Origin of the sequence: Kutzneria kofuensis, from assembly GCF_014203355.1 — a bacterium.
Lineage (GTDB): Bacteria > Actinomycetota > Actinomycetes > Mycobacteriales > Pseudonocardiaceae > Kutzneria > Kutzneria kofuensis.
The window spans coordinates 5,025,240-5,038,866 of record NZ_JACHIR010000001.1; the positions used below are offsets into that span (position 1 = coordinate 5,025,240).

General features: G+C 70.3%; 15 protein-coding genes. 10 read left to right on the top strand and 5 right to left on the bottom strand.

The window, feature by feature from the left end; all coding sequences use genetic code 11:
• Positions 1-198: 198 nt before the first annotated feature.
• Genes BJ998_RS23485 through BJ998_RS23515 form a run of 7 tightly spaced genes read left to right on the top strand, consistent with a single transcriptional unit; the run spans position 199 to position 6,111 of the window.
• Positions 199-579, top strand: coding sequence for a GntR family transcriptional regulator (locus BJ998_RS23485; RefSeq protein WP_184864870.1), 381 nt, complete (start codon positions 199-201; stop codon positions 577-579).
• Positions 576-1,412, top strand: coding sequence for an ABC transporter ATP-binding protein (locus BJ998_RS23490; RefSeq protein WP_184864872.1), 837 nt, complete (start codon positions 576-578; stop codon positions 1,410-1,412). The genes BJ998_RS23485 and BJ998_RS23490 overlap by 4 nt, the downstream gene beginning before the upstream one ends.
• The gene (locus tag BJ998_RS23495) at positions 1,409-2,275 is read left to right on the top strand and encodes an ABC-2 membrane transporter-related protein (RefSeq protein WP_184864874.1); all 867 of its coding nucleotides are present in this window, start codon (positions 1,409-1,411) and stop codon (positions 2,273-2,275) included. The genes BJ998_RS23490 and BJ998_RS23495 overlap by 4 nt, the downstream gene beginning before the upstream one ends.
• Complete coding sequence (locus tag BJ998_RS23500; RefSeq protein WP_184864876.1) at positions 2,272-3,183, top strand: ABC-2 membrane transporter-related protein; 912 nt, start codon at positions 2,272-2,274, stop codon at positions 3,181-3,183. Before BJ998_RS23495 ends, BJ998_RS23500 begins: the two co-directional genes overlap by 4 nt.
• A gap of 7 nt (positions 3,184-3,190) precedes the next feature.
• On the top strand, positions 3,191-4,384 hold the full coding sequence (locus BJ998_RS23505) for a 5-(carboxyamino)imidazole ribonucleotide synthase (protein ID WP_184864878.1): 1,194 nt from the start codon (positions 3,191-3,193) through the stop codon (positions 4,382-4,384).
• A gap of 23 nt (positions 4,385-4,407) precedes the next feature.
• Positions 4,408-4,893 carry a 5-(carboxyamino)imidazole ribonucleotide mutase gene (purE, locus tag BJ998_RS23510; RefSeq protein WP_184868883.1) on the top strand — a complete coding sequence of 162 codons (486 nt, stop codon included), beginning with the start codon at positions 4,408-4,410 and terminating at the stop codon, positions 4,891-4,893.
• Positions 4,894-4,947: 54 nt separating this feature from the next.
• Positions 4,948-6,111 (top strand): acyl-CoA dehydrogenase, encoded by a 1,164-nt coding sequence (locus tag BJ998_RS23515; RefSeq protein ID WP_184864880.1) that lies wholly within the window; start codon positions 4,948-4,950, stop codon positions 6,109-6,111.
• A gap of 144 nt (positions 6,112-6,255) precedes the next feature.
• Here BJ998_RS23515 and BJ998_RS23520 read toward each other — a convergent pair whose 3' ends face one another.
• Together BJ998_RS23520 and BJ998_RS23525 are read right to left on the bottom strand one after the other, a co-directional pair.
• A complete protein-coding gene (locus BJ998_RS23520) occupies positions 6,256-6,876 on the bottom strand; it encodes a hypothetical protein (RefSeq protein WP_184864882.1) in 621 nt (206 codons plus the stop codon).
• A 331-nt stretch (positions 6,877-7,207) separates the two neighbouring features.
• Positions 7,208-7,507, bottom strand: a complete 300-nt coding sequence (locus BJ998_RS23525; protein WP_184864884.1) for a hypothetical protein — start codon at positions 7,505-7,507, stop codon at positions 7,208-7,210.
• Between the two features lie 180 nt (positions 7,508-7,687).
• On the opposite strand from BJ998_RS23525, the gene BJ998_RS23530 reads away from it, so the two are divergent.
• Positions 7,688-8,119 carry a DoxX family protein gene (locus BJ998_RS23530; RefSeq protein WP_312890298.1) on the top strand — a complete coding sequence of 144 codons (432 nt, stop codon included), beginning with the start codon at positions 7,688-7,690 and terminating at the stop codon, positions 8,117-8,119.
• Here BJ998_RS23530 and BJ998_RS23535 read toward each other — a convergent pair.
• The 3 genes from BJ998_RS23535 to BJ998_RS23545 are packed head-to-tail and all read right to left on the bottom strand — an operon-like array spanning position 8,109 to position 11,510.
• The gene (locus tag BJ998_RS23535) at positions 8,109-8,819 is read right to left on the bottom strand and encodes a TIGR03089 family protein (RefSeq protein ID WP_184864886.1); all 711 of its coding nucleotides are present in this window, start codon (positions 8,817-8,819) and stop codon (positions 8,109-8,111) included. The genes BJ998_RS23530 and BJ998_RS23535 overlap by 11 nt on opposite strands.
• 9 nt (positions 8,820-8,828) lie before the next feature.
• Positions 8,829-9,980, bottom strand: coding sequence for an LCP family protein (locus tag BJ998_RS23540; RefSeq protein ID WP_184864888.1), 1,152 nt, complete (start codon positions 9,978-9,980; stop codon positions 8,829-8,831).
• Between the two features lie 9 nt (positions 9,981-9,989).
• Positions 9,990-11,510 carry an LCP family protein gene (locus tag BJ998_RS23545; RefSeq protein ID WP_184864890.1) on the bottom strand — a complete coding sequence of 507 codons (1,521 nt, stop codon included), beginning with the start codon at positions 11,508-11,510 and terminating at the stop codon, positions 9,990-9,992.
• A 159-nt stretch (positions 11,511-11,669) separates the two neighbouring features.
• On the opposite strand from BJ998_RS23545, the gene rfbB reads away from it, so the two are divergent.
• Both rfbB and rfbD read left to right on the top strand, forming a co-directional pair.
• Positions 11,670-12,662 (top strand): dTDP-glucose 4,6-dehydratase, encoded by a 993-nt coding sequence (gene rfbB, locus BJ998_RS23550; protein ID WP_184864892.1) that lies wholly within the window; start codon positions 11,670-11,672, stop codon positions 12,660-12,662.
• 4 nt (positions 12,663-12,666) lie between these two features.
• The gene (rfbD, locus tag BJ998_RS23555) at positions 12,667-13,575 is read left to right on the top strand and encodes a dTDP-4-dehydrorhamnose reductase (protein ID WP_184864894.1); all 909 of its coding nucleotides are present in this window, start codon (positions 12,667-12,669) and stop codon (positions 13,573-13,575) included.
• Positions 13,576-13,627 lie beyond the last annotated feature (52 nt).

The following is a 13,627-nucleotide window of genomic DNA, read 5'->3' on the forward strand; positions in this document are numbered from 1 at the left end:
CGGGCCGCGCCTCTTCGTCACCCCATGCGCGGCCATGCCGCTCTGCCACTTCTTGCCCTGCCACTTCCCGCTCTGTCACTTCCCGCCCTGCCCTGCCCGCCTTGCCTCTTGCCACCTGCCCTTTCCTCACTCCGCCCGCCCGGCTGTGTGCTAGTGTTCTAGTCGAGTGACACAATTTCGGGCACAAGGGGATACGACGTGGTCGAGTTCCGGGTGGACCGGGGCAGTGGCCTGCCGGCGTACCTCCAGATCGCGCAGCAGGTCCGCGAGGCGCTGCGGCTGGGCTGGCTGGCGCCGGGCGACCGGCTGCCCGCGGTCCGCGAGGTGGTCGCCACCAGCGGCGTGAATCCGAACACGGTCCTCAAGGCGTACCGCGAGCTGGAGTTCGCCGGGCTGGTCGAGGCCCGGCAGGGCGCCGGCACGTTCGTCAAGGCCGGTCTCGGCACGGGCGATCGCGCGGCACTGGGCCAGCTCTACCGGGAGTTGGCCGAGTGGCTGCGCCGGGCACGACTGGCCGGACTGGAGGACGAGGACGTGTACGCCCTGCTGCGTACCGCCCTGGACGGGGAGAAGGAATGACCGACGGCCTCGCGCTGGCCGCCCGCGGGCTCGGCAAGCGCTACCGCAGCACCTGGGCGCTGCGGGACTGCTCGTTCGAGCTGCCCGCGGGCCGTGTGGCGGCGCTGGTCGGCACCAACGGCGCCGGCAAGACCACGCTGCTCACGATGATCGCCGGCCTGCTGCAGCCGACCGACGGGGAGGTGCGGCTGCCCGCGACCGGCCGGGTCGCGTTCGTGGCGCAGGACAAGCCGCTGTACCGCAACTTCACCCCGCTTGACATGCTTCGCCTGGGCGCCAAGCTCAATCGCGAGTGGGACCAGGTGCGCGCGCTGGACTGGCTGGCCCGGTTCGACGTGCCGCCGGGCCGTCCGTGCGGGCGGCTGTCCGGCGGGCAGCAGGCGCAGGTGGCGTTCGCCGTGGCGATCGGGTCGCGGCCTTCGTTGCTGGTGCTGGACGAGCCACTGTCCGATTTGGACCCACTGGCCCGGCGCGACGTCGTCAACGAGTTGCTGACCGAGGTCGCGGACACGGGCATGACAATGCTGATGTCCACGCACGTGGTCGCCGAGCTGAGCGGCGTCGCGGACCACCTGCTGCTGCTCGCCGACGGCGCGCTGCTGATGTCCGGCGACGTCGACGACCTGCTCGCCGAGCACCGCGTCTACACGGGGCCGCGGTCGCTGCAGCCGCCGGTGCCGGGTGAGGTCGTGCAGGCCAGCCATGCCGGCGGCCAGTCCACGTTCCTGCTCTGCGGTGACGTTGCGGTGGACGAGCCGTGGACGGTTCGGCCGGCCACGCTGGAGGAGCTGGTGCTGGCCAAGCTGTCCGCGGGTTGGACGGTGGCGGCGTGACCTGGCTGACGTGGCGGATCGAGCGCGGCAAGGTGCTCGTCGGCGCGGCGCTGGTACTGGTCGCCGCGGCTGTGTTGCTGACGATGAGCGTGAACGGCCCGGTCGCCATGACGAGCGCCCGAGTGGCGGTCACCATCGGGCCGCCGGCCTTTGCCGTTGTCGTAGCGGTGTTCTGGGGCGCGCCGCTGGTCGCCCGCGAATACGAGCAACGCACATATCTGCTGCTGTGGTCGAGGGAACGCCCGGCGACACGGTGGCTCGCGCTGCGCGTGGCCCACCTGTTGCTTCCGCTGGTGGCGCTCACGTTCGTGGTGACCATGGTGGCGCAGCTGACGCTCCACCGGATGAACGCCACGACCACCGGCTTCCAACCGGCGCCCGACTATGACCTGTGGCCGCCGATGCAGCTCGCGACGGTGCTCGCCGGCTTCGCGCTCGGCGTGCTCGTCGGCGTGCTGGTACGCAATGTCGTGGTGTCGATGGGAATCACGCTCGTCGGCTACGCCGCGCTGCGACTGTTCGTCGGCGTGATCGCCCGACCGCACCTGTTGCCGCCGCTGCGGCTGATCGACAAGGTACGGCCGGTCGGTTCGATGTTCGTGTCGGGTGGATACCTCGACCGTGACGGACAGGAGCTGTCGGTGGCCGCGGTTCAGGCGCTGTGCACCGGGCAGCACCCGGTGGTCGCCGCGCAGGACCAATGCCTTGTCGCCCACGGCATCGCGCACGCGTACGTCGACATTCAGCCGGTGAGTCGGCTCACGGACCTGCGGCTCGTCGAGTTCGGCGGCTACGCCGTGCTCGCCGTGGTCCTGTTCGCGGCGGCCTGGCTGATGCTGCGACGGCGGGAGGCCAGCCGATGACCTGGCTCGCCTGGCGTCAGCACCGGGCCGCGCTGGTCGGCACCGCCGTCTTCGTGGTCCCGCTGGTGCTGTTGCTGGTGCAGTTCTGGTCGTCGGTGCAGGAGCTCAACGCCGCGTGCGGCGAGCACGACTGCTGGATCGGCGTGGCCGGCGCGCTCGGGGGCCAGTTGGGGCACATCTCCAGCGCGCTCACCTACGGCCCGCCGGTGCTGGCGGGGTTGGTCGCCGTGTTCTGGGGCGCGCCGATGCTCTCCCGCGAGTACGAGCAGCGCACCTATCTCGTCGCGTGGGGCCAGGACGTGTCCCCGGGGCGGTGGCTCGGCAGCCGGGCCGCGCTGCTCACCGGGGCGGCCCTGTTGCTGGCCGTGCCGCTCGCGGCGGTCAGCTGGCTGCTGGTCCGGGCAATGCGGGTGAGCGGCGTGTGGGGCAACGTCGGCCCGTACCAGACGCTGGAGCTGTGGCCGCCGATCCAGGTCATGCACGCGCTGTTCGGGCTGGCCCTGGGCGCCGCGGTCGGCGTGCTGCTGCGCCGGACGCTGTTGGCCATGGGCACCACGCTGGCCGTGTTCGTCGCGGTCCGGCTGGCCATCGCGACCACGGTGCTGCGCTGGTTGCCGCCGCAGCGGTTGGTCACCGCGGTCGGCGAGGCGCCTGCGCTGCCGTCGGGCGCGGCCCAGGTGTCCACCGGCTATCTGGACGGCGCCGGCAACCCGATCACGCCGTCGGTGGTCTGCGGCGACCGGCAGTGCCTCGCCGAGCACGGCGTCCAGCACGGCTACGTCGACTACCAGCCGTTCGACCGGCTGGCCGCGCTCAAGTGGACGGAGGTGATCGCCTACGCGCTGCTGACCCTCGGACTGGCCTGGCTGGCCTGGGCACGAGTGCGGCGCACCACACGGGTAGGCTGACCCAACCGTGGACTCTCGCACCGGTCTTCCCGTCGTCGGCATGGTGGGCGGCGGCCAGCTCGCCAGGATGACGCACCAAGCCGCGATCCCGCTCGGCCAGGCACTGCGTGTGCTCTCGGTCACGGCGAACGAGCCGGCTCCGCTGGTCACCCCCGAGGTCATGCTCGGCCATCACACCGACCTGCAGGCGCTGCGCGAGTTCGCCGCCGGCTGCGACGTGCTCACGTTCGACCACGAGCACGTGCCCACCGAGCACCTGCGCACGCTGGTCGCCGAGGGCGTGAAGGTGTTCCCGGGGCCGGACGCGCTGCTGCACGCCCAGGACAAGCTGGTGATGCGCCGCAAGCTGGCCGAGCTGGAGCTGCCGATCCCGCCGTTCGCCGAGGTCAACTCGGTCGGCGACGTGCTCGCCTTCGGCGCCGCGCACGGTTGGCCGTGCGTGCTCAAGGCGGCCCGCGGCGGCTATGACGGCCGGGGCGTGTGGATGCTCAACCAGCCGCAGAGCGCCCACAACGTGGTGCCCGAGCTGCTCGAGGCCGGCACACCGCTGCTGGTGGAGCAGTGCGTGCCGATGCGCCGGGAGTTCGCCGCGCTGGTCGCCCGCTCCCCGTTCGGGCAGGGCGCGACCTGGCCGCTGGTGCAGACCGTGCAGTCCGACGGCATCTGCGTCGAGGTGCTGGCGCCCGCGCCGGACGTGCCCGTCGAGGAGTCCGAGGCCGCCCAGGAGCTGGCGCTGCGCATCGCCGACGCGCTCGGCGTGGTCGGTGTGCTGGCCGTCGAGCTGTTCGACACCCGGGACGGCGTGATCGTCAACGAGCTGGCGATGCGCCCGCACAACTCCGGGCACTGGACCATCGAAGGCGCCCGGACCTCGCAGTTCGAGCAGCACCTGCGGGCCGTGCTGGACTACCCGCTGGGCGCGACCGACAACGTCGCCCCGGCGGTGGTGATGGCCAACGTGCTCGGCGCGTCCGCCACCCCGAAGATGGGCGTCGACGAGCGGCTGCACCACCTGTTCGCGCGGTTCAAGGACGTGCACGTCCACCTGTACGGCAAGGCCGAGCGGCCGGGCCGCAAGGTCGGGCACGTGACCGTGCTCGGCGACGACATGACCGAGGCCCGGCGGCGGGCGACGCTGGCCGCCGGCTGGCTCGCCGAGGCCGAGTGGGCCGACGGGTACGACATCCACGGAGGTAAGTAGCGGTGGCGCTGGTTGGCGTGATCATGGGCAGTGACTCGGACTGGCCCGTCATGGAGGCCGCCGCGCAGGCGCTCGCCGAGTTCGACGTGCCCTACGAGGTCAGCGTGGTGTCCGCGCACCGGACGCCGCAGCGCATGCTCGACTACGCCCGTGACGCCGCCGGCCGCGGCCTGCAGGTGATCATCGCCGGCGCCGGCGGGGCCGCCCACCTGCCCGGCATGGTCGCGTCCGCGACCCCGCTGCCGGTGATCGGCGTGCCGGTGCCGCTGAAGTACCTCGACGGGATGGACTCGCTGCTGTCCATCGTGCAGATGCCCGCCGGGGTGCCGGTGGCCACCGTCTCGGTGGGTGGCGCGCGCAACGCCGGGCTGCTCGCCGTGCGGATCCTGGCCGCCGCCGACCCCGAGCTCCAGGCCCGGATGACCAGGTTCCAGGCCGACCTGGAGCAGCTCGTGCTGGAGAAGGACGACGCGCTGCGACGCAAGGCACAGGCGCAGCTAGGTGAATGACCGCTAACATGCCTGTCAGCAACGTTGCTACTCGTTGGTAACAGGAGGCGTGCGGTGAACCCCGACTTCGGCACCTATCAGTTGGCCGAGGAGCACGAGGAGCTGCGGCAGGCGATCCGTGCCCTGGCGGACAAGGAGATCGCGCCGTTCGCGGCCGAGGTCGACGACCAGGAGCGGTTCCCGCGCGAGGCCCTGGACGCGCTGGTCAAGTCCGGCTTCGCCGCCGTGCACGTGCCCGAGGAGTACGACGGGCAGGGCGCCGACTCGGTCGCCACCTGCATCGTCATCGAGGAGGTCGCGCGGGTCTGCGCCTCGTCCTCGCTGATCCCGGCCGTGAACAAGCTCGGCACCATGCCGATCATCCTGGCCGCCTCCGACGAGCTGAAGCGGCAGGTGCTGCCCTCGATCGCCAGCGGCGAGGCGATGGCCTCGTACGCGCTGAGCGAGCGGGAGGCTGGCAGTGACACCGCGTCCATGAAGACCCGGGCGCGGCGGGACGGCGACAGCTGGGTGCTCAACGGCACCAAGTGCTGGATCACCAACGCCGGCGAGTCCACCTGGTACACGGTGATGGCCGTGACCGACCCGAACGCCGCCAAGCCGTCCAACGGCATCTCGGCGTTTGTCGTGCACAAGGACGACCCCGGCTTCTCCGTCGGGGCCAAGGAGCGCAAGCTCGGCATCAAGGGCTCGCCCACGCGGGAGATCTACTTCGAGGACTGCACCATTCCCGCCGACCGGATCATCGGCGAGCCCGGCACCGGCCTCAAGACCGCGCTGCGGACCCTCGACCACACCCGTCCCACCATCGGCGCCCAGGCCGTGGGCATCGCGCAGGGGGCGCTCGAGGCTGCCATCGCGTACGTCAAGGAGCGCAAGCAGTTCGGCAAGGCCATCGCCGACTTCCAGGGCGTGCAGTTCATGCTCGCCGACATGGCCATGAAGATCGAGGCCGCCCGGCACATGGTGTACGTCGCCGCCGCCAAGGCCGAGCGGGGTGAGGCCAACATCGGCTTCATCACCGCCGCGGCCAAGTGCTACGCGTCCGATGTCGCCATGGAGGTCACCACCGACGCCGTGCAGCTCTTCGGCGGCGCCGGCTACACCCGGGACTTCCCCGTCGAGCGCATGATGCGCGACGCCAAGATCACTCAGATCTACGAGGGCACCAACCAGATCCAGCGTGTGGTCATGTCCCGCGCCCTCCTGCGCGGCTGACGCGGCATCCAGTCGTGGCGCCTGCCCGGTCCCGGACGACCGGGTAGGCGTCGCTTCACCGCCAGGGGCCCATCGCCCGTCGGATGAGCACCCGGCCGCTAACCGTCAGACCGACCGCCAGCGGCAGTGGCCCCACGAGCACTGTCAGAAACTCCACTCCCAGCCGCTGTTGTCGACCAGCATCGGCGGCCGGTACTCCAGGATTCCGTGGGTGTTCCTGCTGTCCAGGACGACCTTGCCGACGTATACCGAGCCCGCGCCCAATGGTTGACTCGGGAATTGCTCGCGGTCTGACAGACACCCAAACGCGGCGGTACTTGTCAGGTTGGTCTCCGTGACGCCGTCGGGGCCGACGACGGCGAAGTCGGTCGGTGCAACTATCAGGAACAACGTCTTGTCCATGGTGACGCTGGTCTTCACGGTCATCGACAACACCACGAAGTGACCGTTCTGCGGTTTTCTTGCGAACTCGGACGTGCATTTGTCGTCCACAGCGATCGCGTCCACAGTGAAGCTCAGGTCGGGATTAGTCGCATCGTCACCAATGGCCGCCACCTGTCCGATCGCCTTCGGTATCAGGCCCCGCGGCGAGAGGCTGGACGTGATCTTCTTGGTCGCGCTCGTGGATGTGACCGTCGGGGGCGGCGCGACCGATGCGTCATGCGGCGTGGCCTGTCCTACGACCGGGAAACCGCATGCGGCAAGAAAGACCGAGCCAATGGCCAGCAGGGTCAGAGTCCGTGGTGTGCTTGTCTTGATCGACATGGCAACTCGCAGCCGTCTCGAGTGATGAAGCTAGTCCGCCCTTCGTGAGTTCATGGCTGTCCGTTACGCATCGTGATCACATCTCCACCTTGGACGGTGCTCGTGGGGGCGATGCTGGGCAGGTCGAACAGATGCGGTAGGCGTTCGGCGAGCTGGCCTGGTTGCTGATGGCCGGCCATGTTTTCTACCCGTTCGTTCTGCGCCGCGGCCGTCCTGTTTCACCGGTCGGGGGAAGTCTTCTGCAGCAGGGAAACGTCCTTGTCCAGCACGGCCAGTTCGAGGCGCTGGCCGCCGTGGTTGAACACGACGACGGTCATCGGCATCGAGGTGATCAGGCCGTCGTCGGGGTGGCCGGATGTTGGTCGAGGTAGCTGGCGGTGGCGGGCGACACGGTGACCGGCTCGCCACGCTTGAGGCGGGCCCGCCACACGGCCTGGGTGGACGACAACGTGAGCAGGCCGTGCGACCAGCCGGCGGACTCGGTCGGCCGGCGCAGCGAGCAGTGCATGCGAACGTCGGCGCCGACAGCGAACTTCACCTGGCGCCGCTCGGCCTTCCGGCGCTCGCGTCGGCGGGCGATCGCGTTGCCGATGAGGCCGCCGATCAGGCCCTCGATGATGGCGTCCAGCATGGCTCGATGACAGGGAGACGCCGGTCACGGATCGGGCGTTTCGGAATATTCGTGCCGCTCGGTGTTGACTCGGCGCGTCCTTGAAGGTTCATCAGAGTCATCGGCTGAACGTTGCAAGGGTGCCGACGGCGCTGGTGGCATGGCTGTGAGGGGGCGTCACGAACTCGTAAGGAGTCCACTGTGGAACACGGGCGCAACGTCGCCGGCCTGTTGGCACGCCTTGTGGTCGGCGTTGTCCTGATCATGCACGGCTGGCAGAAGTTCTTCGAGTACGGCATCGGCGGCACGACGGCGAGCTTCGTCCAGATGGGAGTGCCGCTGCCGGGCGTCTCGGCGGTGTTCGCGGCGACGGTGGAGGTGGTCGGCGGCGCGGCGCTGATCGTCGGCATCGGCCTGCCGGTCGTGGGCCTGCTGATCGCGATCGACATGGCCGGCGCGTTCGTGTTCGCCAAGATGGGGGCACCGCTGATCGCGCCGGGCGGCGGCCAGCTGGAGCTGGTGCTGCTGGTGGGCGGCCTGCTGGCCGGTTTCGCGGGCGGCGCCTACAGCCTGGACAAGGTGCTGTTCCGGGCCAGGGAGAAGGGCGCCGCGCCGCAGCCCGTCACTGCTTGATCAGCTCTACCGTGGTGCGCTCGGACTCGCGACGCTTGGGCAGGGCGGCGACATCGAGGTTGCTGCACTGCACGAGCGACGCCCCGGCGGACAACACCGACAGCAACCCGTCGACCAGTCCGTCCGGAGTGGACCAGTCCAGGGTGGACAGCACGCGGTCGTCGGAGCCGATGTTCAGCGCGCCAGCACGATCGGCGGCACGGGCGACGAGCTCGTCCACAGTGGAGCCGTGGAAGGCTGGGGCGTCGCCGGAAACCTTGTCGTAGGCGATGAAGTCGTCGCCGAAGATCCGGGACTCGACGAGGTAGTCCAGGCCGCCGGCGGGGGCCTCGCCGGAAAGCCCGCGCCCCAACGGATCCAGCGCGACGACGGCGACGGACTCGGCGCCGGGAGCGGAACCGTCGGGACCGATGAACGCGACCGTCGCGCCGTCGGGATCGGCGACGACATGGGCCCCGCACCACCAGGCCCCGAGCAGCACGCCGACGGTCTGCCAGTGTGCCGGCAGCGCAACGGAAACGGCGCTGCCGACCTCGACGTCCAACTCGTCCCGCAGCCAGTTCGCGGTCTTGGCGGCCCAGTTGGCCACGGTCGCCCGTGACAGCTCGATCCGGCTGCCCAGCGCGTCGTCGTAGTGGGTGACCAGCGGCTTGGCCGGGACCGACAGCAGCGGGGCGAACAGCCGTTCCGTGAGGCTCATGGCCCGAGCCTAGTTCACGCAGCGAGTGCCGTTGACGGTGATCGGCTCGGGGGCGGTGGCGTTCAGCCGCAGCGGCCCGGGCGCGGTGAAACCGGACGGCGAGCCCGAAGCCAGGCCGGCGACGAACTTCTTCACGGCGTCGCGGTCGACGACCACAACGCTCTGCCCGCGATCGTTCCGGCCGTTGGCATTGACCACGGGAATGGTGACGAACTCGACGTTGCCGCCGGTCAGGCTCTGCGCCTGCTGCACGAAGCCGAGCACGTCCCAGCCCTGGTCGATCACCACGGACTTCTGCACGGCGGCGGTCAGCGCGCCGAGCCGGTCGGGGTCGAGCAGCGTTCCGGCGGACAGCACCTTCTTGGCCGCCGACGCCAGAAACGCCTGCTGGCGCACGATCCGGTCGAGGTCGCCGTGCGGCAGGTTGTCCCGCTGCCGCACGAACGACAGCGCGTTGCCGCCGGACACGTTCTGCACACCGGCCCGGAAGTTGGCCCCGGAGTTGGGATCGCTGGTCGCGTGCAGCAGGCACACGGGCACGCCGCCGATGGCCTGGCTGAGCAGGTAGAACCCGTACAGGCTGACCTCGGCGTAGTGGTCGACGGTCAGCCCGGTCAGCTGCTGCACGCTCGTCACGAGCGCCTGCCGGCCGGCGGCGTCGGAGTCCCGCTCGATCTTGGCGCTGTCGTGTTCGCCGGCGGCCCGCATCCGTTGCGACGTAAGGTATTTCACCGCCCCGTAGGCAGAGTTGATCTTGTCGGTGCGGTAGCCGGCGATCGGCACCTCGGTGTCCCGCGGGATCGACACCGCGTAGCTCTTGCTGCCGTCCTTGGGAATCCGCAGCAGGATCAGGGTGTCGGTGCTGAAGCCGTCGTTGGCCTCGGTGCGCAGCTGCCGCAGGATGTAGGCGGGCAGCGGATTGCCCCGCAGGTCGGTCCGCCGGTCATCGCCCACGAGCAGGACGTCGGTGGCGCCGTCGTCCTTGGGCGGCGCGTTGGTCGCCGTGGCGACCTCGGACAGCACCGGCGTGGTGGTCATCCCTTGCTGCACCTGGTCGTGCGCGTTGCGGGCGAAGGCCGTGGCCGCGATCACCAAGGCGGAGGCGAGCGCGACGGACGTGCGACCGCACACAAGTGCGATTGCGCGTCCACGGCTGCCCATGCGGCCAGCCTAATTCACGCAGGGCACGCCTCCGGCCGTTATCGACGGACTCGTCGGGGTGGTGACGGCCGTCGACGGGATCACGTACCTGGTGGCCATGCGGAAACCCTGCGCCCCGGGGCCGACGTAGTCCTTGCCCAGATACACCCGGACGTGTCCGGCCGGCACCGCGGAATCCGGCTCGGTAAGCACTTTCCCGCCCAGCGCGGCCGCGACCTTGTCGGCGTCGGCCGACGCGCCCGCGCCGTAGTGCACGGCCGACGTGGGCCGGGTGGCGATGGTGAGGTCCTCGCCGCGGACGAAGCCGTCGCGCATGAGCTCGTCGAGCACGGAAGCGCCGAGGTTGGGCGCGCCCGAACCGTCCCGAAGATCCACGGTGATCCGGTCGTTGCCGGGGGTGGTGGCGCCGGTCGTGCTGCTCGTGCTGGTCGTGGCGCCGCCGATCAACCCGGTGATGAAGTCGTGCACCGACGCCGGATCGACGACCGTGACGGACTGCCCCTCCGACGAGATCACGTTCTGCCCGGTGGGAATCGTCTCGAAGCGCACGCTGCCGCCGGCGATGCCCTGCAGCTGCTGCATGAACGTCAGCAGGTCCCAGCCGGAGCTGATCACCACCGACTTCTTGATGGCGTCGATCAGCGCGTTCAGCTTGGACGGGCTGGCCAGCGTGTCCGCGGACAGCACCTTCTGCACCATGCCGGACAGGAACGCCTGCTGCCGCACGATCCGGTCGAGGTCGCCGCGCGGCAGGTCGTAGCGCTGCCGGACGAAGGCCAGCGCCTGCGCGCCGCTGATCACCTGCTGCCCGGCCGGCAGGTCGATGCCGGAGTGGAACTCCTTGGCCGGCTGGTTCAGGCACACCGTCACGCCGCCGATGGCCTGGCTGATCTCGTAGAAGCTGGCCAGGTTCACCTCGGCGTAGCGGTTGATCGTCACGGCCCCGCCGGTCAGGTCCTCGATGGTCTTGATCAGGTTCTTCCGGCCGGCGACGGCGGCCTGTTGCTCCAGGTCCGCGCCCTTCACGCCCTGCGCGGACAGCTCCGAGTAGGCGTCGTTGCGGGCGTAGGCGTACGCGGAGTTGAGCTTGTGCTTGCCGTAGCCGCCGGCGAGCTGCACGTACGAGTCGCGGGGAAAGGAGATCGCCACCGCGCTGCGGCCGTCGGCCGGGATGTGCAGCAGGATCATGGTGTCGGTGTTCAGCTCGCCCTCGTTCGAGCCGGCGTGCAGCTGGTCGAGCACGGCCTGGGGCAGCGGGTTGCCCTGGGCGTCGGTGCGGCTGTCCAGGCCGACGACGAGGATGTCCTGCGGGCCGTCAAGGCCGGGCACCGCTGTGGTGGTCGTGGCCCCGGCGCGCGGCTGGTGGGTCTCGATCACGTCGGTGGTGGTGATGCCGTTGCGGACCTTGTTCACCTCGACCCAGCCGTAGCCGCTGGCGGTGAGCACCACCGCGGACAGCAGTGCGACGAGGGTCCTGCCGGTGACCGTCCCCGCCAGCGCCGCGCGCGATCTGTCCGCCGGCTCACCCATCGTGATCCTCCCCGTGCCGGAGATCGACAGTAGCCGGACCTGCGTCGGCTCGCCGTGAACCGCCCACTGACGGGTGGATGTGTCACAGATGCAAAGAATCTTACCGGCTGAGACGTACCTCCTCATGACCCTCGATCGGCCCCTTGTACTGTGGGCGGCATGCGAATCCTGGTCACAGGCGGGGCCGGCTTCATCGGGTCCAACTACGTGCGCAAGGTGCTCGGCGGTCACTACCCGGACTACGCCGACGCCGAGGTCGTCGTGCTGGACAAGCTGACCTACGCCGGCAACGAGGCGAACCTCGCCCCCGTCGCCGACAGCCCGCGACTGCGCTTCGTCCGCGGCGACATCTGCGACGCCGAACTGGTCGGCAAGCTGATGGCCGGCACCGACGTCGTGGTGCACTTCGCCGCCGAGTCGCACGTCGACCGGTCCATCCTGGGCTCGGCCGACTTCGTGCTGACCAACGTGCTGGGCACGCAGACGCTGCTGCAGGGCGCGCTGGAGGCCGGCGTCGGCAAGTTCGTGCACATCTCCACCGACGAGGTGTACGGCACCATCGACGAGGGCTCCTGGCCGGAGACGCACCCGCTGGAGCCGAACTCGCCGTACTCCGCGGCCAAGGCCGGCTCCGACCTGATCGCCCGCTCCTACCACCGCACGCACGGCCTGCCGGTGTGCATCACGCGGTGCTCGAACAACTACGGGCCGTACCACTTCCCGGAGAAGGTCATCCCGCTGTTCGTCACCAACCTGATCGACGGCAAGAAGGTGCCGCTCTACGGCGACGGCCTCAACGTGCGGGACTGGCTGCACGTCGACGACCACTGCCGCGGCATCCAGCTGGTGGCCGAGTCCGGCCGGCCGGGTGAGATCTACAACATCGGCGGCGGCACCGAGCTGACCAACAAGGAGCTCACCGAGAAGCTGCTCGAGGCCACCGGCCGCGACTGGAGCTTCGTGGAGCACGTCGCCGACCGCAAGGGCCACGACCGGCGCTACTCGGTGGACATCACCAAGATCTCGACCGAGCTGGGCTACGCCCCGCAGGTGTCGTTCGAGCAGGGCCTGGCCGACGTCGTCGCCTGGTACCGCGAGAACCGGGCCTGGTGGGAGCCGCTGAAGGCCCGCGCCGCCCTGCCGACGGGCTGAGCCGGTGACCCGCCTCGCCCTGCTGGTGCCCGGCGGCCATGGCCAGCTGGGCAGTGACCTCGCCGCGCTGGCCGACCGGGTCGGGCTGCTGCACGCCCCCGGCTCGGCCGAGCTCGACGTCACCGACGTCGGCGCGGTCGACGACGCCGTGTCGTCCTTCGCCGTCGCGGCGCGCGACGCCGGCCTGAAGCCGGTGCTGGTCAACGCCTCCGCGCACACCGCCGTGGACGCCGCCGAGAGCGAGCCGGACCGGGCGTACGCGATCAACGCCACCGGGGCCGGCCAGCTGGCCAAGGCCGCGGCGCTGAACGGCGTGCCGATGCTGCACGTGTCCACCGACTACGTGTTCCCCGGTGACGGCACGCGGCCGTACGAGCCGGAGGACGCCACCGGGCCGAAGTCGGTGTACGGCAAGAGCAAGCTGGCCGGCGAGCAGGAGGTTCTCGGGGCCGGCGAGCAGACGTGGGTGGTCCGCACGGCGTGGGTGTACGGCGCCACCGGCGGCAACTTCGTCAAGACCATGGCCAAGCTGGAGGGGCAGCGGGAGACGCTGTCCGTGGTCGACGACCAGCGCGGCTCGCCGACCTGGTCCGCCGACCTCGCGGCCGGGCTGCTGGAGCTGGCCGGAGCCGTCGTCGGCGACAACCCGCCGGCGCAGCGGGTGCTGCACGGCACCAACGCCGGTGAGACCACGTGGTACGGCTTCACCCGGGCGATCTTCGAGGAGCTCGGCGCGGACCCGGACCGGGTACGGCCCTGCACCACGGCCGACTTCCCGCGGCCGGCGCCGCGACCGGCGTACTCGGTGCTGTCCGGTGCGGCGTGGGCGGCAGCCGGCCTGACGCCGCTGCGCCCGTGGCGGGAGGCCCTCGCGGCCGCCTTCGCCACGGTCGGCGACCAGCTCCGCCCCTGATCTGACATTTGGAAAGGACCATTCCTGACGTTGAACGTCAGGAATGGTCCTT

What these genes read in the sequence shown, in the direction of transcription:
- BJ998_RS23490 (WP_184864872.1), top strand. Translation starts at nt 576, where the DNA reads ATGACCGACGGCCTCGCGCTGGCCGCCCGCGGGCTCGGCAAGCGCTAC.
- rfbB (WP_184864892.1), top strand. Translation starts at nt 11,670, where the DNA reads ATGCGAATCCTGGTCACAGGCGGGGCCGGCTTCATCGGGTCCAACTAC.
- purE (WP_184868883.1), top strand. Translation starts at nt 4,408, where the DNA reads ATGGGCAGTGACTCGGACTGGCCCGTCATGGAGGCCGCCGCGCAGGCG.
- BJ998_RS23545 (WP_184864890.1), bottom strand. Translation starts at nt 11,510, where the DNA reads ATGGGTGAGCCGGCGGACAGATCGCGCGCGGCGCTGGCGGGGACGGTC.
- BJ998_RS23535 (WP_184864886.1), bottom strand. Translation starts at nt 8,819, where the DNA reads ATGAGCCTCACGGAACGGCTGTTCGCCCCGCTGCTGTCGGTCCCGGCC.
- BJ998_RS23520 (WP_184864882.1), bottom strand. Translation starts at nt 6,876, where the DNA reads ATGTCGATCAAGACAAGCACACCACGGACTCTGACCCTGCTGGCCATT.
- BJ998_RS23500 (WP_184864876.1), top strand. Translation starts at nt 2,272, where the DNA reads ATGACCTGGCTCGCCTGGCGTCAGCACCGGGCCGCGCTGGTCGGCACC.
- BJ998_RS23525 (WP_184864884.1), bottom strand. Translation starts at nt 7,507, where the DNA reads ATGCTGGACGCCATCATCGAGGGCCTGATCGGCGGCCTCATCGGCAAC.
- BJ998_RS23540 (WP_184864888.1), bottom strand. Translation starts at nt 9,980, where the DNA reads ATGGGCAGCCGTGGACGCGCAATCGCACTTGTGTGCGGTCGCACGTCC.